Here is a 19,172-nt window from a genome sequence, read left to right as displayed (position 1 = left end):
TCAAGGCGCGTGGCAACGCGCGGGAGCAGTTTCGAAGTACACCGTGGGGTCGGCTTTTTCCGGCAGGGAGTAACGCAATTCGCATCGACCGCCATCGGGTGTGGTTATCCACAGCGTCGATTGGTCCAGCACGTTGGGTAGAAACACCTGGCTGGCGTCCTGCACCAAGGTGACGAACTCGCCGCTGGCGCTGCTGACTGAGGCTCCGGCAGGCAGAGGTGTACCCTGGTCGGTGCTGACGGTGAGCAATATGCGACGGGTCAAGCTGATGCCAAATTCGACTCGGTCAACGGCGCCGCGTCCGGCCGAGATCATCGCCAGGCCATTGTTGATGTCGGCATTGCGCGGCAGTGAACGTGTCTGCACTTCCACTGGGCTGCGCCCGTAGGCGGCGACTTGCGGCACCACGGCCTGGCCTTGCCAGTCGGTCCACACCGCGCCGCTGGGGGTACTTAGCTTGATGCCACTCATATCGCCGACCGACACCAGGGCAAAGGTGTCGCGCACCGGGTAGGGTGAAAAAGTCACGCCGTCGCCATGTATCACCACACCGCCGCGAGCGCCGCCTTGATAACTGGAGCGTTCGGCATCAGCGCGGCTGTAGCTGAAATCGAGCTGGCTGTAACGCGGCAGTACCGAGACGCCCAGCGTGGTTTCCACTTGATGGTCGCTGCTGTCGTGTTCGGCGCTGACGCGATAGCTGAGTTGGTCGTCGATCTGTTCGGTGAGGCCCAGGCCGGTGCGGTTCTCACCGCCGGAATTGCGCACCCAGCTACGTAGCCGGCGACTTTCGCCCAACGGCACGCTGATATTGAGGTACACCGCGTTGTCCTGTTGCTGGCTACCGCCCATTTGCCACTCGGCACTGGCCGACAGTGACACAGCGCCGATGCTCGTGCCCCAAGAGGCCAGCGCACGGCTGCTGCTGTCGCCAGCGAAGTTGGCCGAGCGCGCAACCCCGGCGCTGAACGCACCCAGCAGCGGATGCGACCAGCCCAGGTTGAGGCTTTGTTGGTCGCGATAACGGGCGTCGCGGTTGCTGTCATCACGCTCATACGTGCTTTCTTCAAGTTCGCGATAGCCGATGCTGCGCCAGGAATTGGCGGCGCTGATCGACCACTGCTCGCCCAGGCGCTGGGACCAGGAAAGGTCGGTCTGTACGCCCGAAACCTTTTCCCACGCCTGGGTGTTGGACAGCTGTGTGGACAGTTGGATCTGGCTGTCCACCCACGGCAACCAGCCCAGGCTGGCGCCCACCGAGCGGTATTCGCTGGCTGCCAGTACACCAGTGCCCAAGGTCAACTGCGGGTGCAGCGCACCGGTCCAGCCGCCACTGACCACCCACGGATCATCGCCTTTGGCGTCGCCCACATTCCGCACCCGGCCCGCGGCCACGGAGTAACCCGGTGCGGGCAACCCAAGGCCGAGCATGGCCGCCGGTACGGTGAAGCGCCGCTCACCCCCGGCGCTTTCCTTGACCGTGACCTCGACGTCCGAGCGCGTATTCAAGCGACGTACATCGGGCAGGGTAAAGGGGCCTGCGGGCACGACGGTGGAGTGAATCAACGCACCGTTCTGTCGCACCTCCACCTGGGCAGGGCTGTTGGCAATGCCCTGGATCAGCGCACCCTGGCCCTGTTCTTGAAGGGCTTGCTCGGTAAGCACCTGCACCCCGGTAATCTGCGCGCCGGACAGTACCGGGTTATACAGGTTGATTTGCCCAGCCTGCAGCACCGCCTGGTGGCTGGCGAAGGTGCGCTGGGCATAGGCTTGCAAGTGGGTGCTGCGTGACAGGCCATCCTGCCAGGTCTGTACTTGGCGACTGCGCACGATCCAATCGCCGGCATTGAACCCCACCTCGGTGTTGGCCGAGCCAAAGCGGCTGGCGTCATCGCCGAAGCGGTTGTAGAAACCACTGAGGTCGTAGTTGAGCAGCCCGGCAAACCCGCCGGTTTCGTACCCCGAGATATCCTGCTGTATGGGGCGCAGCGCCTCGGTGGGTACCACCAGTGACACCGTCAGCGTCGCCGGGTCCGGTTCAACCAGGGTTTGCGGATATTGCGCAAGAAAATCGTGACAACCTGCCGTTTCATTCGGGATCACCAGGTTGGCGGCGTCCAGCAATGCGCGGTCGAAGCACGGGTTGCCTTGCTGATCGAAGGTCACATCCAGCCGGCCGCGTCGCTGACCATTGACCCGCAGATTGACCGTGTGTTGCCCGGTGGCGAAGCGCGGTGCTGCCAGCAGCAGGCTGGCCAGCTGTGGATCAATGCCGCGTTGATGCAAGGTCTGGGCGTCGAAGCTGGAGGCGCTGGAGTTTTCGGCCCATGCCTTGGCGGGCATCAGCGCGCACAGCAGCAGCAACACCAGCGGCAAGGTCGAGTTGGCAGGGATGTCGGGCACGGCTTCGCCGTCACGGTAACTCAATACTGTTTTCACGCAAGGTACTCGAGTAGTGAACGCGCGGGCCCCGTGTGCCCAGGCGTTCTGGTGACGGTCAATGAGCCGTCACTTCGTTATTCAGGCGGCGGTCAGGGGGGCGACGCCTGCGGTTTTCAGTCAGAGGGTGATCGGTGCGTCGTAGGCTTTCACCGCAAAGCCGTACACAGTGGCCGGCTGTAACCTGACCGTGTTGGCCTGCCCGCCGCTGGCCGGCACGCTCAAGGCTTCGCCGGGCAGCACGTAAGTGCGCGGCAGCATCGCCCTGCCGTTGCCGGGCAACAGCAGCAGTTCCTGCGCCAGGCGCACTACATAGGGCGTGTCGTTACGCACTTGCAACTGGCCGTCGCGCAAGGTCCAGGTCAGGTCGGTCCAAGGCGTGCGGTTGGGGGCAAGGCCTCTGGGATGCACGATCACCGGCAAGTTCTGGCGCACGGTCACGCCCACGCGGGCATGCCCGGCGGCGGTCGCGGCACGGCCTTGGGGCATGCCTTCGAACACTGCGCGTTTAAGCCGTTGGGTGAGCAACGGCTTCCGGTTTTGCAGGATGAAGCGCACCAACTGGGATTTAGACGCCTCGACCCGTGACAGCGGCGGTGTCACCACCAGCAGCGGCTCGGTGTCTTCCGGAATATCCTGCAAGGTCACATGCAGCAGCGCGAGTTGGCTGTCGGTGTTGGTCACCGACACTGCCGCTTCGCCTTCGGCTTCGAACACGATCACCACGGAGGTGTCCGGTACCATCCCGTCGGCTTTGACTTGATTGCCGAGTATCAGCAGCAGGGCGATAAGGCCGACAGCGGTGTTTGAGAATGTCGTCGTCATGACGGGTTTTCCATTAGGCCAAAAGGCATCGGTCAGAGGTAACGCAAATCCAGGACGATGGAGCCGTCGAGGGGGACTTCCTGGTCCAGCGTCAGGTACTGCGAAAAATTGATGGCGGTGACCACCTGAAGCTCCGCGGTCAGTTGGCTGATGAAGTCCGGTTGACGGTCGCCCAGCAGTGCAAAGGCCATATAGGATCTTGGATAGGCGTTGGGGTCCGGTGACCAGGTTTCCCCGTTGTTGGTGGAGGCCAATACCTGCATGGGCTGCGCATCGCCCACTACGTTGCGATAGGACAACGCTACGGAGCCGAGCCGCTCCTCGGGGGCGTGGATGTTTCTGCCCAGTCCGTAGAAAAAGTCGGGGGCCAGCGAGGAGTCGGCGCGATTGTCGATGCCTACCAAGGCAAACAGCATGGGCCTGGCGCAGAGCACATGCAGTTCGAGTAGCTGGCTGGGCAGCACGGTGAACTCGTCTGCGTTGAGGCTATGTGCGGGGATCTTGTCATGCTCGATGATGCCGTCATTCATCAGCTCGATGTGGCAGGCATCCGGTGTCACCCGGCCGGTCACCGTGAGGTCGACGGTCGAGGCTGCGTGGGTATCGACTAAGGTGGCCAGGCAGAGCAGCGCAGCCACGTAACGGCCAACTGTGTCCAGTACCGGCACAGGTAGGCGCAGCCCATGCCCGGCAGTTTTCAAGGGATGGGCGGCCATGGGTTACAGGTACTTCACTTCGAGGGTGGCGGAACCGTCGATGGTGACTTCATTACTGAGGTCCAGCCCGTCGGTGCGGTTGATGATCGTGAGCACTTCCAGGTCTACGCGCAGATTCTTGATTGGCATTGGCTGGGTGTCGTCATCCATTGAGGCCGCTGCCATGTACATGCTCGGTTCCCAGAATTTTTCGGGGTACCAGGAGTTACCCTGATCCATCGATGCGATAGGTTGGACGGCAACGCCGTCTTCAGCCACTGCGTTACGCCAGGTGAGGGAGAAATGACCGAGCTTTTGGTTCTCGTTGATAAAGCCCAGGCCAAAGTCTGTCGAGAGGCCTGAGCCTGCACGATTATCAATGGGGTGCAGGGCAAACTGGATTGGCGCGTCACAATCGACGGTCATCAATAGGGTATGCCTGCCAATCGCCGTTCCTCTATCGGGGTTCAGGTCCTTGGCGGACACCTTGCCATGGTCGATCACACCGCCACCGGAAAGGGTGGGTATACAGGCGCTGGGCACGATCAGCCCCTTGACGGTCAGGTCGACGCTGGAGGCAGCGAAGGCAGTGGTTGAGCAGAGCAGAAGTACGCTGGCGGCCAGCGTGGTCAATCGAATGTTCATCGGGTCTCCTTATCCTTAGAGGTAGTTGACTTGCACGGTGGCGTGACCGTCGATAGGCACATCGTCGGTCAGTGTCAGGTTGCTGGCGGGCGCGATGTGAGTGATCAGGCGGATCTCGGCCTCCAGCTTCTGGATCGCAATCGGTACCACGCCGTCGTTGTTGGCGACCGCTGTCAGCACGGTGTGGCTGAGCATCACGGAGGGCATCCAGGTTGCGCCGCCATCCCTTGAGACGATGGTGCGTACCGGCACGTCGTCGGCCACCGGCTGGTAGAGGCCAAGCCCGGCATCACCGACTTTTTCATCGTTGGGGGTCATGCCCAGGCCGTGCCAGCTGAAGTGGCTGGCGGTGGTGCCGGCGCGGTTGTCGATGGTGTTCAGGGTAAAAAACGTCGGCCCTTCGCAATGCACGCTCAAGAGCATGGTTTCTCGGGGCAGGTCGGTGTAGGTGTCGCTATTGAGATCCTTGACCGACACCTTGCCGAAGTCGACATTGCCACCGCCGGAGACCTCTGGCGCGCAGGCGCTTGGCGTGATGATGCCTTTGACGGTGAGGTCCAGGCTGCTGGCGGCGAAGACTGAGCCGGCGCCAAACAGCAACAGTGTCGCAGTGAGGGTAGTGAGAGGGCTGGCCATGGGTCACATCCTGTGAATGAATGGTGGTTTACAGGTACTTCACTTCAAAGGTCGCCGAACCGTCGATTGCCACTTCGTTAGTTAATGTAAGGTCCTTTGCTGCCGCAATGGAGCCGTACAGGGTAATGTCCATCGTCGCGTCCTTGATCGGATGCGGCGCCCAACCGTTATCGCCGCGGCTGCCCAGTGCGACAAACTCACCTGGCCCAACAGCGTCGTCCGGATAGATGTCTCTCCACTGACCATCGTCGTTGTACATCGCCAGCAGGGTGGAGGGTGTTTCGGCGACGGGATTGTTGAATGTGAAGCTATATTGGCCGAGCTTCTGGTTTTCGTTGGTCAGCCCCAGGCCAAACGCGTAGCTATATATGGGAGAGCCCGCTCGGTTATCGATGAGGTCGATGGCGAACAGTGTCGCCGCTTCGCAATTCACGCTCAGTTGCAGGGTTTTGCGTTCAAGCTGTGTAGGGGTATCGAGATTCAGGTCTTTTGCCGCGATCTTTCCAAAATCGACATTGCCCGGCAGGCTGGCTGCACAGGCGCTGGGCGTGATCAACCCTTTGACGGTCAGGTCGACGCTGCTGGCGGCGAAAGCCGATGACGTCATGGTGAGCAGCAGGGCGCTGCTCCACAGGGGCAGGCGGGTCTTCATCTGGGAAACGTCCATTTACAGGTACTTCACTTCAAAGGTCGCGGAGCCGTCGATTGCCACTTCGCTAGTCAAGGTCAGGTTTCTTGCAGGTGCAATCAAGGTGTGCAGCGTCATGTCCATGAGCGCGTCTTTGATCGGGTGGGGGGCCCAACCGTTCTCACCGCGGCTGCCCAGCGCCACCAGATCGTTGGGGGCAATGACCTCATCCGTAAGGAGGTCTGTCCATCGGCCCTCGGAGTTGTACATTGCAATCAGGGTGGATGGTGTTTCAGTGACGGGGTTGCTGAACGTCAACTGATACAGGCCGAGCTTCTGGGTTTCGTTGATCAAGCCCAGGCCAAAGGCGCCGCCGGACGCGGCGGAACCGGCTCGATTGTCGACGGGATGGATTGCAAACAGCGTCGCCGCGTCGCAATTGACGCTCAGTTGCAGGGTCTTTTTCTCAAGCGGCGTATAGCTGTCTTGATTCAGATCTTTTGCGGCGATTTTTCCAAGATCGACGTCACCCGGCAGGTTGGGTGTGCAGGCGCTGGGCGTGATCAACCCTTTGACAGTCAGGTCGACGCTGCTGGCGGCGAAAGCGGATGACGTTATGGCGAGCAGCAGGGCACTGCTCAGTAGGGATACAGAGGTCTTCATTTCAAATTGTTCCATTACAAGCTGGCAGATTGAGGCACGCCAGGGCAACGCCCGGTCTTGTGTGGGCGGGTGGTTGCCTGGAGGCGATCTCGATTTTTTGGCGCTTGCCGGGGAGTGGCAAGTCGTCCCTCTTTGGGGTGGGCACAATCTAGCGAGGGGGGCGCGCGGGGGAAATACAACTAATACGACATTGGCGGGGGGACGAAGGACGTGCCGGGAGAGGGGGGGCGGTGGTGCTTTTCGTAGTTGTTGTATCGACTCGGTCTGACTCAAAAGATTATAGATACCCCCTGAATGGGTATTTGCTACATGAGAGGTATCGAGGGCTATTGCACCAGTGCCGGAGATTACTGCCGGATCAATAGTCACGATAGAGGTACTGATGGGTTCGCTGGTAGGTTCAACAGCAGGAGCGAACCGCAAATTGAAGCCACAAGGTGCCCCCCCGCTTCATTGGCAGCAGTTGAGCGTGCTGGTGGTGGAAGACCATTCAGCCTACCGCCTGTTGCTGGGTTGTTTGCTGCAAAAACTGGGGTTGGGATACGAATTGGCCGACGATGGGTACGTCGGGCTGGCGGCCTTTGCCAGCCGGCCCTTCGACTTGGTGATCAGTGATTGCCAGATGCCGTTCATGGACGGCTACAGCATGGCTCGCGCTATTCGCCAGCATGAGCGCGACAACGGGCAGAGGCGAGTGCCGATCATTGCCTTGACCGCCAACCTGCAAAACGACAGCCCCCGGCGTTGCCGCGACGCCGGCATGGATGCCTGGCTGCTCAAGCCATTGACCCTTGAACAGCTGCACGCCGTGTTGGCACGCTGGCTGCCGGGCGTGGATGACGCGTATGTCGTCCAGAAGGCTGTTGCGCCGCTCGCCGGCTGGCCAACCCGTGCCACGTTGGTCGCCATGTTTGGCAGCGAGCGTATCGTCGATCAATTGTTGGAAACCCTGTTGTTCGAGGCTTGGGAAGACCACCGCGTGTTGCGCCATGCCTGCTTGACGTTGAACTCGTCACTGACGGCTGAGCGCCTCCATCGATTGGTGGGCAGCCTGGTGTTTTTGGGCGGTACTGGCCTTGAAGCCAGCGCCGTGAAGCTGATCGAACAGGTCCAGTCCCAGGGTGTTGCTGCGCACAAGGTGCAATTGGAGTTGTTCCTGGCGCGCTTGTTCGTCTATCTCGAGTACCTCTCTGAAGTCTGAGAGGTAGTGTTGGCGCAGAGCGTTTTGCAATCCGTTGATCTTGTCTTTGCTGTAGGTATTTTCTTATTGTTTTGTAGGCAAAAAATTGTGAGCTACTGAACATTGAGCGTGGCTGCCAGCAGCACTTTGTTAGCGGTTGTTGATGAGCGCCAGCGGGGGTATTTTGCGCGGATTCAGTTTGCCATCATTCGTGGGAATCTATGCTTCGAGTAATTATTGCTGACGATCACCCTATTGTGCGTATCGGGCAGAAAGTGGTGATTGAGGCGCATGGCCGGTGCAAAGTGGTCGCGGAAGCCGACGGCCCCGATCAGTTGCTCGAACTGTTGAGGACAACCCCGTGTGACGTGCTCGTCACAGACTTTGCCATGCCAGGCGGCCAGCAGGCCGACGGCTACGGGCTGTTGAGCCTGTTGCACCGCCAATACCCGCAGTTGCCGGTGATTCTGGTGACCATGTTCGCCAGCGTCGCCACCCTGCGTGCTTCCTTCGCCCATGGTGCCAAGGCCGTGGTGGCCAAAAGTGCTTCGGCCAAGGAGCTGCCCCAGGCGATCAAGGCTGTGTGTGCCGGCCAGACGTTCGCCAGTGAATCCCTGCGGATGCAAATGGTAGAGGCGGGTACGGGCGATCAGTCCCAGGTGCCGCAATTGTCCTGCAAGGAGCGCGAGGTGGTGCGCATGTTGGCCAGCGGCATGACCGTCAGCCAGATTGCGGCACAGGTCAACCGCAGTATCTCTACCATCAGTAAGCAGAAAAGCACGGCTATGCAGCGGCTGAGTATCTCAACCGATGTAGACCTGTTCGCCTACGCTCGCAGCACTGGGATGGTGCCGTAGGCTCCTGCATTTGCCTGGCGAATGTCAGTAGCCAGCGCGGTGTGGGCAGCCTATCGTGCGCTTATTCTTTCGAAACCTGCGGAGCCTGCCCATGAGTGATGCCCATAACGCCCTGATCACCGCGTTCTACAGTGCCTTCCAGCGCCTGGATGCCGAAGCCATGGCCGCCTGCTACACCGAAGACGTGGTGTTCAGCGACCCGGCCTTCGGCGAGTTGCGCGGGCGCGACGCGGGGGATATGTGGCGAATGCTCACCACGCGGGCCAAGGATTTCTCCCTGACCTTCGACCACGTGCGCAGTGATGACAGCACAGGCAGCGCGCACTGGGTGGCGACGTACCTGTTCAGTGCCACGGGCAATACGGTGGTTAACGACATCGGTGCGCGCTTTGTGTTTCGCGACGGCAAGATCTGCGAGCACCACGATCACTTCGACCTGTGGCGCTGGTCGCGCCAGGCGCTGGGCTTGAAAGGGCTGCTGTTGGGCTGGTCGCCGGCGCTGAAAAATGCGGTGCGGGCCCAGGCGCTTAAAGGCTTGAAGGCATTCCAGGCCGGTCGTTGATAAGATTGGCGCTCCTCTGGTTTGCCGAAATTGCCCTGTGACTGATCCTGTAGAACCCAAACCCTGGTTCGTCTACCTGGTGCGTGCCGCCAATGGCTCGTTGTATTGCGGCATCAGCAATGACCCGGTGCGCCGCTTTGCCTGCCACCAAAGCGGCAAGGGCGCGCGGTTTTTCTTGTCCAGCCCGGCGGTGGCGTTGGTGTACACCGAACAATGCGCGAGCAAGGGTGAGGCGTTGCGCCAGGAGCGGCTGATCAAGAAGCTGAAGAAGAGTGCCAAGGAGTGTCTCGCGACGAGTGGCAAGCAATGATCGAAATTATTTACTGATTCATGTGAGGTAAATCCTCGGCCCATCCGTGTAGTGCATGAAACTGCGATCTATTCGCATTAACAGCGTTTTCTACACGGGTTCTCACAGCATGAAGTCAACGGCGGGTGGTTGGGTAAAACAGTGGCTGGGAGCCTCGGTCTTGGCGGTGTCAGGGCTGGCGTTGCTGCCTTTGAGCGTTGCGCGTGCGCATGAGCAGCAAAGCGCCCAGTTCAATTTTGCCCTGGCAGCCAAACCACTGCCCCAGGCCCTGAGCGAGTTCAGCCGTGTCACAGGCATCAGTGTGATCTACACCGATGAAGCGCCTTATGGCCTCAATGCCCCGGCGCTCAGTGGGCAGATGAGCGCGACCCAGGCCCTGCAACGTCTGCTGAGCAATACAGGTTTCACCTTCCGCCAGATCGACGCCCGCACCCTGGCCCTGGAGCCGCTGCCCAGCGACGGCGCGGTCAACCTTGGCGCCACCACTATCAGCGCGGCCAACCCGACGCAGGACAGCACCAGCTATCAGCCGCCGCCCACCAGTTCGGTGATGCGCTCCCATGGGTTGCTGCTGGAAACCCCGCAAACCGTCAACGTGGTGCCGGCCCAGGTGCTGCGCGACCAGCAACCGCGCAACCTGGATGACGCCCTGGGCAATATCAGCGGCATCACCCAGTCCAACACCCTCGGCAGTACTCAGGACGCGGTGATGTTGCGTGGTTTTGGCGACAACCGTAACGGCTCGATCATGAAGGACGGTATGCCGGTGGTGCAGGGCCGTGCCATGAACGCTACCGCCGAGCGTATTGAAGTGCTCAAGGGCCCATCCTCGCTGTTGTATGGCATCCAGGACCCGGGCGGCGTGGTCAATATCGTCAGCAAAAAGCCTGAGCTGATGCAGTCCACCTCCCTGACCGCGCGCGGCTCGACCTTCGGCAGCGGCAAGAACGGCAGCGGCGGCAACCTCGACACCACCGGCCCCCTCGGCGACAGCGGCCTGGCTTATCGCCTGATTGTCGATCATGAAGACGAAGATTACTGGCGTAACTACGGCACCCATCGCGAGACCCTGGTGGCGCCGTCCCTGGCCTGGTACGGCGATACCACCCAAGTGGTGCTGGCCTATGAACACCGCGAATTTCTCGCGCCGTTCGACCGTGGCACCGCCATCGATCCCAAGACCAACCACCCGCTGAACATCCCCGCCACCCGGCGTCTGGATGAACCGTTCAACAACATGGAAGGTCGCTCCGATCTGTACCGCCTGACCGTCGATCATGATCTGAACGACGACTGGAAAGCTCACTTCGGCTACAGCTGGAATCGCGAAACCTATGACGCCAGCCAGGTGCGCGTGGTCAAGGTCAACACCAACGGCACCCTGACCCGTAACATGGACGGTACCCAGGGCGCGTTGACCACCGACCGCTTCGCCACCGCCAGCCTCGAAGGCAGGGTCGATGTTGCAGGTATGCAGCACGATCTGGTGTTCGGCCTGGACGATGAGTACCGCAAGATCTACCGTGCCGACCTGATCCGCCAGGCGCCGCGAGGCACCTTCGATTACAACAACCCGGTATACGGCAATGAAGTCGCCGGTTCCAAAGTCAGCGCGCCGGACAGCAACCAGACCGATCTGCTGCGCAGCGATTCGCTGTTCTTCCAGGATGCCATCCACCTCAACGATCAATGGATCCTGGTCGGCGGTGCGCGCTACCAGATGTACGATCAATACGCCGGCAAAGGCGTGCCGTTCACCGCCAACACCGACGGCAATGGCCAGAAGTGGGTACCACGGGCCGGGCTGGTGTATCGCTACACTGATCAATTGTCGTTCTACGGCAGTTATACCGAGTCGTTCAAACCCAACTCCACCATCGCGCCGCTGGCCAATAAAACCGTGTTGAATGGCAGTTTGCAGCCGGAAGAATCCAAAGCCTGGGAGCTGGGTACCAAGTTCGACCTGCCGGGGCGCATCACCGCCAGTGCCGCGCTGTTCACGATCGATAAACGCAACGTGTTGGTGCAGGTAGGCGAGGGCCTGACCTCGGAGTACAGCGTGGCCGGCAAGGTGCGCTCTCGCGGTCTGGAGCTGGATGCCAGCGGCCAACTGACGGATAAGTGGAGCCTGATTGGCAGCTATGCCTATACCGATGCCGAGGTTACCGAAGACCCTAAGCTCAAAGGCAATCGCCTGCAGAATGTGGCAAAAAGCACCGGCTCGTTGTCGGCGGTGTATGACTTCGGCAGTGTCCTGGGCGGCGATCAACTGCGTGTCGGCGCCGGGGCGCGTTATGTCGGCGAGCGGGCAGGGGACGCGGCCAACAGTTTCGAACTGCCCAGCTACACCGTGGCCGATGTGTTCGCCAGCTATGACACCCGGCTTGAAGGGCAGAAGGTCAAGTTCCAGCTCAATGTGAAGAACCTGTTCGATCGTACTTACTACACCTCATCGGTGAATACGCAGTTTGTGTCGGTTGGCGATGCGCGGCAGGTGTCGGTGTCCAGCACCTTGACCTTCTGATTCATTTATCTGTGGGAGCTGGCTTGCCTGCGATGGCATCGACTGGGTTTGCCTGATACACCGAGTTGTCTGCATCGCAGGCAAGCCAGCTCCCACAGGAAAGCGGTCGCCACATTGATAGCGAGCTGTTAGCGTTGCCGCCATTGCATGCTTATGGAAAACGCAACGATGCACTTTGTAAAATGGTTACGCACCGGCACCCTGCTGGTCGGTTTGAGTTTTTTACTGGGCGGCTGCGCCAGCGTCTCCCAAACTTCCACGCCGGCAACCCTGGATAAACTGTTGAGCGACCCGGCGCTGCACGGCGCTACGGTGTCGCTGATGGTGCGCGATGCTCGCAGTGGCGCCACGCTCTATCAGCACAACCCTCGCACCCGGCTGGTGCCCGCGTCCAACCTCAAGTTGCTGACCACCGCCGCGGCGATGGATGTGTTGGGGCCGCAATACCGCTTCGCCACCCAACTGCTGAGCAATGGCATACGCCAGGGCGACCGCTTGACCGGCAACCTGTACCTGCGTGGCCTCGGCGACCCGACCGTTCAGTTTGCCGATTACCAGGCCCTGGCCGCGCAATTGGCCAGCCAGGGCGTGCGCCAGGTGCAGGGCGACCTGGTGTTCGATGACACCTGGTTCGACGCTGAGCGGCTGGGTGTCGACTGGTCTCACGATGACGAAACCACCTACTACGGCGCGCAGATTTCAGCGCTGACCGTGTCGCCTGATTCGGATTTCGATGCAGGCAGCGTACTGGTCACCGCGAAGGCTGCGCTGCGGGCCGGCTCGCCGGTAAGTGTCGAGATTTTTCCGCCCACCGATTACCTGCAACTGAGCAACCGCGCCATCAGTGGGCCGGGCAACAGCTATGGGATCAACCGTCGCCATGGCACCAACCTGTTGCAGCTCAGCGGCGCAGTGGCGCCGGGGCGGCAGAGCCAGCAATTGGTCAGCGTCTGGGAGCCAACGCAACTGGTGGCCAATCTGTTCGAACAGGCCTTGGCGCAACAGGGCATCACCGTATTGGGGCGTCGAGTGATGGGTGGGGCAAGCCCGGCTGCAGTGACGGTGCTGGCCGAGCACCAATCGGCACCGTTACAGGAGTTGATCACGCCGTTGCTCAAGCTCTCGAACAACAACATGTCCGAAGCCTTGCTCAAGGCCATGGGGCGCCAGACCGCCAATAGCGGCACGGCAGCGGCGGGCGCCGTGGCGGTGGCCGGGTTTCTCAAGCGTCAGGGGCTGGACACCAGCACGTTCAGTCAGGTCGACGGCTCCGGCCTCTCGCGGCGCAATCTGGTGTCGTCGCAAACCCTCACCGACCTGCTCCTGGCCGCCAGCAAACAGCCGTGGTTCGACACCTGGTACAACGCGCTGCCGATTGCCGGCAACACCGACCGCATGACCGGCGGCAGCCTGCGCTACCGTCTGCGCGACACGCAGGCGCAGAACAACCTGCACGCCAAGACCGGCTCCATGGGCGGCGTGTCGTCATTGAGTGGTTACATCACCGACGCCGGCGGGCGCAAGCTGGTGTTCGCGATGCTGACCAACAACTACGTGGTGGCCGGCGCGCAGGTCAAGGCGCTGGAGGACCGCGTGGCAGTGGCGCTGTCACGCAACGACGATTGATTCAGGGCTGATAGCCCATGCGCCAACTCACGGCCCGGGTCGCCGCCAGCAGGTGCTGCGCCGCCGGGCCATCTTCATCGGCATGGAACAGTGAGGTCGGGCCGACCACGGTCATCACTGCCGCCACTTGCCCGACCGCATTGAACACCGGCGCCGACAACGCATCCACGCCGGGCATCAGCAGGCCATGCACAAAGTGCAGGCCACGGCTGCGGATTTGTTCGCACACGCTGGCATAGGCCTGATCGTCTGCCAAGGTATGAGCGGTGCCGGCTTGAATCTCGCGTTCGCGCAGTTCCACCGTTTCCCGTGACGGCAGGTAAGCGCTGAACACCAGCCCGGTGGACGAACTGAGCAGCGGCAGCACTGAGCCCAACTGCGTCACCACAGTAACGGCGCGCACTGCCGGCTCGATCTGTACCACGGTCGCGCCCTGGTTGCCCCACACCGCCAGAAAGCAGGTTTCATTCAATTCATCGCGCAGCTCGGCCAGGGGCATGGCGCCGACTTTCAACACATCCATGCTGCCCAGCGCCGCCAGCCCCACGCGCAACGCCTCCCGGCCCAGGCCGTAATGGTTGGTGGCGGTGTTCTGCTCGGCAAATCCGGAGGCAATCAGCGCCTGCAAATAGCGGTGGACCTTGCTCGCCGGCATCTGCACATGTTCGGCCAGACGTGACAGCGAGGTGGCCGGGGACAATTCGGCCAGAGCCTTGAGAATATCGGTGCCGACTTCCGCCGAACGGACTTTCTGTTTACCGGTGTCGCGGGGCTTTTCCATGGAAGGGCGAGAATCCGAAAGATGAATGGGCGTCTTTATAGCTTGACGGTCAACAGTGATCAAATTACGTTATGCGTAACTGGATTACGATAAATACAACTGACCCACAGAGGATGATCCATGACCCTCGAATACCTTTCGGGTTTCGGCAACGAATTCGCCAGCGAAGCCTTGCCTGGCGCATTGCCCGTCGGCCAGAACTCGCCGCAGAAGGCCCCCTACGGGCTATATACCGAACTGTTTTCCGGCACGGCCTTCACCATGTCGCGCAGCGAAGCCCGGCGCACCTGGCTGTACCGCATCCAGCCGTCGGCCAATCACCCGGCGTTCATCAAACTTGCGCAGCAATTAGCCGGTGGACCCTTGGGCGCAGTGACGCCCAATCGTCTGCGCTGGAACCCGCTGGACATTCCGAGTGAGCCGACGGACTTTATCGATGGACTGGTCGGCATGGTGGCCAACTCGGGGTCGGAAAAACCTTCGGGCATCAGCATCTACACCTACCGCGCCAATCGTTCCATGGAGCGCGTGTTCTTCAATGCCGACGGTGAACTGCTGATTGTGCCGGAGCAGGGCCGCCTGCGCATCGCCACCGAACTGGGCGTGCTGGACGTCGAGCCGCTGGAAATTGTCGTGCTGCCCCGTGGCCTCAAATTCCGTATCGAACTGTTGGATGCACACGCACGCGGTTATGTTGCCGAGAACCACGGCGCCCCGCTGCGCCTGCCCGACCTGGGCCCCATCGGCAGTAATGGCCTGGCCAACCCGCGTGACTTCCTCACGCCGGTGGCCCGCTACGAAGACCTCAAGCAACCGACCACGCTGGTACAGAAATTCCTCGGTGAGCTGTGGGGCTGTGAGCTGGACCATTCACCGTTCAACGTGGTCGCCTGGCACGGCAACAACGTGCCGTACAAATACGACCTGCGTCGTTTCAACACTATCGGCACGGTGAGTTTCGATCATCCGGATCCGTCGATCTTCACCGTGCTGACCTCACCTACCAGCGTGCATGGCCTGGCCAACCTCGACTTCGTGATCTTCCCGCCGCGCTGGATGGTGGCCGAGAATACCTTCCGTCCGCCATGGTTCCATCGCAACCTGATGAACGAATACATGGGCCTGATCCAGGGCGCCTACGATGCCAAGGCCGAAGGCTTCCTGCCCGGCGGCGCGTCGCTGCACAGCTGCATGAGCGCCCATGGCCCGGATGGCGAGACCTGCACCAAGGCCATCAATGCGGACCTGGCGCCGCACAAGATCGATAACACCATGGCCTTCATGTTCGAAACCAGCCAAGTGCTGCGCCCGACCCAGTTCGCCCTGGAGTGCCCGCAGCTGCAACCTGCTTACGACGCGTGCTGGGCCTCACTGCCCGCCACCTTCAACCCGAATCGGAGATAACCCATGACGCAACCAACGCAGACCCGCAGCTGGGTGGCCTCGGCCAACGGTCACGCGGATTTCCCCCTGCAGAACCTGCCCCTGGGCGTGTTCAGTATCAACGGCTCGGCCCCGCGCTGTGGCGTGGCGATCGGCGACATGGTCCTCGACCTGCACGCCGCGCTGGATGAATTTGACGGTGATGCCCGGCGTGCCGTTGAGGCAACAGCGGGTGGCCAATTGAACGCTTTTTTTGAACTTGGCCGTGGGCCACGCGTGGCGTTACGCGAGCGCCTGCTGGAGCTGCTGGCCGAAGGCAGCCAGCTGCAACAGCGCGAAGCGCAGGTGCTGCACCGCGCCGCCGATTGCCAGATGCACTTGCCGGCGAAGATCAATGACTACACCGACTTCTACGTCGGCATCGAGCACGCGCAGAACGTCGGCAAACTGTTTCGCCCGGATAACCCCCTGTTGCCCAACTACAAGTACGTGCCGATTGGTTACCACGGCCGTGCGTCGACCATTCGCCCGTCGGGCACGCAGGTCCGGCGCCCCAAAGGCCAGACACTGCCGGCCGGCCAGTCCGAACCGACGTTCGGCCCCTGCGCACGCCTGGACTACGAACTGGAGCTGGGCATCTGGATCGGCCAGGGCAATGCCATGGGCGAAGCGATTGCCATCGGCGATGCGGCCGAGCATATCGCCGGTTTCTGCCTGCTCAATGACTGGTCGGCGCGAGATATCCAGGCCTGGGAATACCAGCCGCTGGGCCCGTTCCTGTCGAAAAGCTTTATCACCAGTATTTCGCCATGGGTGGTGACCGCCGAAGCGCTGGAGCCCTTTCGCAAAGCGCAACCGGCGCGGCCCGAGGGCGACCCGCAACCGCTGCCGTATCTGCTGGATAAACGTGATCAGAACGCCGGCGCCTTTGATATCGAGCTGGAAGTGCTGCTCACCACCGCCTCAATGCGCGAGCAGAACCTGCCCGCCCATCGCCTGACCTTGAGCAATACCGAGCATATGTACTGGACAGTGGCGCAAATGGTTGCGCACCACAGCGTCAACGGTTGCCAGTTGCAGGCCGGCGACCTGTTTGGTTCAGGCACCTTGTCCGGGCCGCAGCCGGGGCAGTTCGGCAGCCTGTTGGAAATTACCGAAGGCGGCAAGAAGCCGATTGAATTGGCCTCGGGCGAGGTACGTAAATTCCTTGAAGACGGCGACGAAATCATCCTGCGTGGCCGTTGCCGCCGCGAAGGTTTTGCCAGCATCGGCTTCGGTGAATGCCGCGGTACTGTGGTTGCGGCACGTTAAGAGGGCAGGGTCATGGAACTCTATACTTACTACCGTTCCACCGCGTCGTATCGGGTACGTATTGCCCTGGCGCTCAAGGGCCTGGATTTCACCGCGCTGCCAGTCAACCTGCTGGTCCCGGCAGGCGGCGCCAATCACCAGCCCGAGTACTTGGCGATCAACCCTCAAGGACGTGTGCCGGCGTTGCGTACTGATCAAGGGGAGACGTTGATCCAGTCGCAGGCGATCATCGAATACCTGGAGGAGCGTTATCCACAGGTGCCACTGCTCTCCAGCGATCCGGCAGCCCGTGCCCATGAACGGGCGGTAGCGTCGATCATCGCCTGCGATATCCACCCGCTGCACAACTCCAGCACGCAGAACCTGTTGCGTCAGTGGGGGCACGATGAAGCGCAGTTGCTTGAATGGATCGCCCATTGGGTCAGCCAGGGGCTGGGTGCGGTGGAGCAGTTGATTGGAGATAAGGGCTTCTGCTTTGGCGAGCAGCCAGGCATGGCGGATGCATTTCTGATTCCACAGCTGTATGCGGCCGAACGTTTCAAGGTGCCGCTGGTGGCTTACCCGCGCATTGGGCGAGTGGCAGCGTTGGCGGCGCAGCATCCGGCCTTCGTACAGGCCCACCCCGCCAATCAACCTGACACACCGCCCCTCCCACCTTTGATCGTGCCAACCTAATAAAAAATAAAGGTACCTTGCGATGCACAATCAGATTGCCAGCTTTCGCGCGGCACTCGACGCCCGTCCGGTGTCGCGCTACCAGTGGTTGATTCTCGTGTTGCTGGCGTTGCTGCTGGTCACCGATGGCTACGACGCCCAGGTGCTGGGCTATGTAGTGCCGGCGCTGGCTCAGGATTGGGGCCTGGAAAAAGCTGCGTTTGGGCCGGTGTTCAGCGCCAACCTGCTCGGGTTGACCCTCGGCTCGCTGCTGGTGACACCGCTGGCGGATCGTTTCGGCGTGCGGCGCATCCTGTTGGCCTGTGTGCTGATCTACGCCAGCCTGACCGTACTGATGGTGTTTGCCAATTCCCTCACCACACTGATGGCGGCGCGGTTTATCTGTGGCATCGGCATGGGAGGCGCAATGCCCAGTGCCATGGCATTGATGTCTGAATATTCGCCGCCGCGCATGCGCACCTTGATGGTGACCCTGGCGGCCTGCGGCTTTTCGTTCGGCGGCGCGGCAGGCGGCTTTGTGGCGGCCGGGTTTATCGACAGCTTTGGTTGGCAGGCGGTGTTCCTGGCTGGTGGGGTAACGCCGTTGCTGCTGTTCCCGTTCCTGGTGTGGCTGTTGCCCGAATCCTTGCCACGCCTGTTGCGCGATGCGCCGCCGTATCTGCGTTTGCGCAAAGTCACGGCGCGGATGCTGCCCGACTGGCAACCGCCGCCCGCGACCGAAGCTGAAAACCTGCAGGAACAAGGCAGCAAACTGACGGTGGTGGAGCTGTTTCGCAACGGCTACGCGCGCCCGACGCTGCTGATCTGGGCGACTTTTTTTGTCAGCTTGATTTTGCTGTATTTCATGATCAGCTGGTTGCCATCGCTGTTGCTCGAAAGCGGCCTGGCGCTGAACGAAGCCAACCTGGTCACGTCCATGTTCCTGTTTGCCGGCACCTTGGGCGCCATCCTCATGGCCTGGTTTGCCGACCGCCTGAAAAGCAAGGTGCGACTGTTGTCCGGGGTGCTGGCGGTGGCTGCGTTGTGCACTATCCTGCTGGGCTTGAACCACGACAATCCCCGTTACCTGGTGGCCTGCGTGTTCGCCGCCGGGTTCTGCATCATCGGCGGGCAACTGACCCTCAATGCCTTTGCGAGCAATTTCTACCCGGCGCAGGTGCGCGCCACCGGCACAGGCTGGGCGTTGGGGGTAGGGCGTTTTGGATCAATCCTGGGGCCGCTGTTCGGCAGTATGTTGCTGGCGATGCATATACCGGTGGAGCAGATTTTCTTCTTCTGTGCGATTCCGGCGGTGATTGCGGCGCTGTTGATTATTCAGGTGCGGGCGCCGGGCTCCACTACGCTAAAAACGCCAGTGCCTGGCGATATTCTCAATCGCACCTAGGGGGCGTTCTCAATTAGTTTCCCCGTCGCGCCGGGTCTGCTGTTGTGC

18 protein-coding genes are annotated in these 19,172 nt (G+C 61.2%); 10 read left to right on the top strand and 8 right to left on the bottom strand.

The genetic code is table 11. The features are described from left to right. The 7 genes from E4P00_RS13540 to E4P00_RS13510 all read right to left on the bottom strand — a co-directional run bounded on the left by E4P00_RS13540 (position 1) and on the right by E4P00_RS13510 (position 6,531). Complete coding sequence (locus tag E4P00_RS13540) at positions 1-2,439, bottom strand: fimbria/pilus outer membrane usher protein (protein ID WP_248131734.1); 2,439 nt, start codon at positions 2,437-2,439, stop codon at positions 1-3. Positions 2,440-2,559: 120 nt separating this feature from the next. Beyond that, complete coding sequence (locus E4P00_RS13535; RefSeq protein ID WP_032877660.1) at positions 2,560-3,264, bottom strand: fimbria/pilus chaperone family protein; 705 nt, start codon at positions 3,262-3,264, stop codon at positions 2,560-2,562. A gap of 32 nt (positions 3,265-3,296) precedes the next feature. After that, positions 3,297-3,980: a DUF1120 domain-containing protein gene (locus E4P00_RS13530; protein ID WP_078820339.1), complete on the bottom strand. Its 684-nt coding sequence runs from the start codon at positions 3,978-3,980 to the stop codon at positions 3,297-3,299. 3 nt (positions 3,981-3,983) lie between these two features. Next, positions 3,984-4,604 carry a DUF1120 domain-containing protein gene (locus E4P00_RS13525; protein ID WP_078820340.1) on the bottom strand — a complete coding sequence of 207 codons (621 nt, stop codon included), beginning with the start codon at positions 4,602-4,604 and terminating at the stop codon, positions 3,984-3,986. A 15-nt stretch (positions 4,605-4,619) separates the two neighbouring features. Continuing rightward, positions 4,620-5,240, bottom strand: a complete 621-nt coding sequence (locus E4P00_RS13520) for a DUF1120 domain-containing protein (RefSeq protein WP_078820341.1) — start codon at positions 5,238-5,240, stop codon at positions 4,620-4,622. Positions 5,241-5,268: 28 nt separating this feature from the next. Continuing rightward, positions 5,269-5,892 (bottom strand): DUF1120 domain-containing protein, encoded by a 624-nt coding sequence (locus tag E4P00_RS13515; RefSeq protein ID WP_248131731.1) that lies wholly within the window; start codon positions 5,890-5,892, stop codon positions 5,269-5,271. Positions 5,893-5,907: 15 nt separating this feature from the next. Further along, positions 5,908-6,531, bottom strand: coding sequence for a DUF1120 domain-containing protein (locus E4P00_RS13510; protein ID WP_248131729.1), 624 nt, complete (start codon positions 6,529-6,531; stop codon positions 5,908-5,910). 382 nt (positions 6,532-6,913) lie between these two features. On the opposite strand from E4P00_RS13510, the gene E4P00_RS13505 reads away from it, so the two are divergent. From E4P00_RS13505 to dacB, 6 genes are all read left to right on the top strand, one after another. Continuing rightward, positions 6,914-7,732, top strand: a complete 819-nt coding sequence (locus E4P00_RS13505) for a response regulator (RefSeq protein ID WP_248131727.1) — start codon at positions 6,914-6,916, stop codon at positions 7,730-7,732. 200 nt (positions 7,733-7,932) lie between these two features. After that, positions 7,933-8,568 (top strand): response regulator transcription factor, encoded by a 636-nt coding sequence (locus tag E4P00_RS13500; RefSeq protein WP_032877653.1) that lies wholly within the window; start codon positions 7,933-7,935, stop codon positions 8,566-8,568. 91 nt (positions 8,569-8,659) lie between these two features. Then, positions 8,660-9,130, top strand: coding sequence for a nuclear transport factor 2 family protein (locus E4P00_RS13495; RefSeq protein WP_032877651.1), 471 nt, complete (start codon positions 8,660-8,662; stop codon positions 9,128-9,130). 37 nt (positions 9,131-9,167) lie between these two features. Continuing rightward, a complete protein-coding gene (locus tag E4P00_RS13490) occupies positions 9,168-9,440 on the top strand; it encodes a GIY-YIG nuclease family protein (RefSeq protein WP_032877650.1) in 273 nt (90 codons plus the stop codon). 109 nt (positions 9,441-9,549) lie between these two features. Next, positions 9,550-11,964, top strand: a complete 2,415-nt coding sequence (locus E4P00_RS13485) for a TonB-dependent receptor (RefSeq protein ID WP_248131725.1) — start codon at positions 9,550-9,552, stop codon at positions 11,962-11,964. A 168-nt stretch (positions 11,965-12,132) separates the two neighbouring features. After that, positions 12,133-13,590 (top strand): D-alanyl-D-alanine carboxypeptidase/D-alanyl-D-alanine-endopeptidase, encoded by a 1,458-nt coding sequence (gene dacB, locus E4P00_RS13480; protein WP_248131723.1) that lies wholly within the window; start codon positions 12,133-12,135, stop codon positions 13,588-13,590. A 1-nt stretch (position 13,591) separates the two neighbouring features. On the opposite strand, the gene E4P00_RS13475 is transcribed toward dacB, so the two are convergent. After that, positions 13,592-14,371: an IclR family transcriptional regulator gene (locus tag E4P00_RS13475; protein ID WP_248131721.1), complete on the bottom strand. Its 780-nt coding sequence runs from the start codon at positions 14,369-14,371 to the stop codon at positions 13,592-13,594. Positions 14,372-14,491: 120 nt separating this feature from the next. On the opposite strand from E4P00_RS13475, the gene hmgA reads away from it, so the two are divergent. Genes hmgA through E4P00_RS13455 form a run of 4 tightly spaced genes read left to right on the top strand, consistent with a single transcriptional unit; the run spans position 14,492 to position 19,124 of the window. Further along, the gene (gene hmgA, locus E4P00_RS13470; protein ID WP_216090782.1) at positions 14,492-15,775 is read left to right on the top strand and encodes a homogentisate 1,2-dioxygenase; all 1,284 of its coding nucleotides are present in this window, start codon (positions 14,492-14,494) and stop codon (positions 15,773-15,775) included. A gap of 3 nt (positions 15,776-15,778) precedes the next feature. Continuing rightward, positions 15,779-17,065: a fumarylacetoacetase gene (gene fahA, locus E4P00_RS13465; protein WP_078820349.1), complete on the top strand. Its 1,287-nt coding sequence runs from the start codon at positions 15,779-15,781 to the stop codon at positions 17,063-17,065. 12 nt (positions 17,066-17,077) lie between these two features. Further along, positions 17,078-17,740, top strand: coding sequence for a maleylacetoacetate isomerase (gene maiA, locus E4P00_RS13460; protein ID WP_216090783.1), 663 nt, complete (start codon positions 17,078-17,080; stop codon positions 17,738-17,740). Positions 17,741-17,762: 22 nt separating this feature from the next. After that, a complete protein-coding gene (locus E4P00_RS13455) occupies positions 17,763-19,124 on the top strand; it encodes an aromatic acid/H+ symport family MFS transporter (protein WP_248131719.1) in 1,362 nt (453 codons plus the stop codon). The last annotated feature ends 48 nt before the right edge of the window (positions 19,125-19,172 follow it).

The organism is Pseudomonas sp. B329 (assembly GCF_023127835.1).
Lineage (GTDB): Bacteria > Pseudomonadota > Gammaproteobacteria > Pseudomonadales > Pseudomonadaceae > Aquipseudomonas > Aquipseudomonas synxantha_A.
Note: the sequence above shows the minus strand (reverse complement) of the source record. Positions and strands in the feature narration are given on the sequence as shown.

Bases quoted from the DNA above. Each gene is read 5' to 3' on its own strand.
- fahA (WP_078820349.1), top strand. From the start codon at position 15,779: ATGACGCAACCAACGCAGACCCGCAGCTGGGTGGCCTCGGCCAACGGT.
- E4P00_RS13495 (WP_032877651.1), top strand. From the start codon at position 8,660: ATGAGTGATGCCCATAACGCCCTGATCACCGCGTTCTACAGTGCCTTC.
- dacB (WP_248131723.1), top strand. From the start codon at position 12,133: ATGCACTTTGTAAAATGGTTACGCACCGGCACCCTGCTGGTCGGTTTG.
- E4P00_RS13485 (WP_248131725.1), top strand. From the start codon at position 9,550: ATGAAGTCAACGGCGGGTGGTTGGGTAAAACAGTGGCTGGGAGCCTCG.
- E4P00_RS13525 (WP_078820340.1), bottom strand. From the start codon at position 4,604: ATGAACATTCGATTGACCACGCTGGCCGCCAGCGTACTTCTGCTCTGC.
- E4P00_RS13515 (WP_248131731.1), bottom strand. From the start codon at position 5,892: ATGAAGACCCGCCTGCCCCTGTGGAGCAGCGCCCTGCTGCTCACCATG.
- E4P00_RS13510 (WP_248131729.1), bottom strand. From the start codon at position 6,531: ATGAAGACCTCTGTATCCCTACTGAGCAGTGCCCTGCTGCTCGCCATA.
- maiA (WP_216090783.1), top strand. From the start codon at position 17,078: ATGGAACTCTATACTTACTACCGTTCCACCGCGTCGTATCGGGTACGT.
- E4P00_RS13505 (WP_248131727.1), top strand. From the start codon at position 6,914: ATGGGTTCGCTGGTAGGTTCAACAGCAGGAGCGAACCGCAAATTGAAG.
- E4P00_RS13520 (WP_078820341.1), bottom strand. From the start codon at position 5,240: ATGGCCAGCCCTCTCACTACCCTCACTGCGACACTGTTGCTGTTTGGC.
- E4P00_RS13475 (WP_248131721.1), bottom strand. From the start codon at position 14,371: ATGGAAAAGCCCCGCGACACCGGTAAACAGAAAGTCCGTTCGGCGGAA.
- E4P00_RS13455 (WP_248131719.1), top strand. From the start codon at position 17,763: ATGCACAATCAGATTGCCAGCTTTCGCGCGGCACTCGACGCCCGTCCG.
- E4P00_RS13500 (WP_032877653.1), top strand. From the start codon at position 7,933: ATGCTTCGAGTAATTATTGCTGACGATCACCCTATTGTGCGTATCGGG.
- hmgA (WP_216090782.1), top strand. From the start codon at position 14,492: ATGACCCTCGAATACCTTTCGGGTTTCGGCAACGAATTCGCCAGCGAA.
- E4P00_RS13530 (WP_078820339.1), bottom strand. From the start codon at position 3,980: ATGGCCGCCCATCCCTTGAAAACTGCCGGGCATGGGCTGCGCCTACCT.
- E4P00_RS13535 (WP_032877660.1), bottom strand. From the start codon at position 3,264: ATGACGACGACATTCTCAAACACCGCTGTCGGCCTTATCGCCCTGCTG.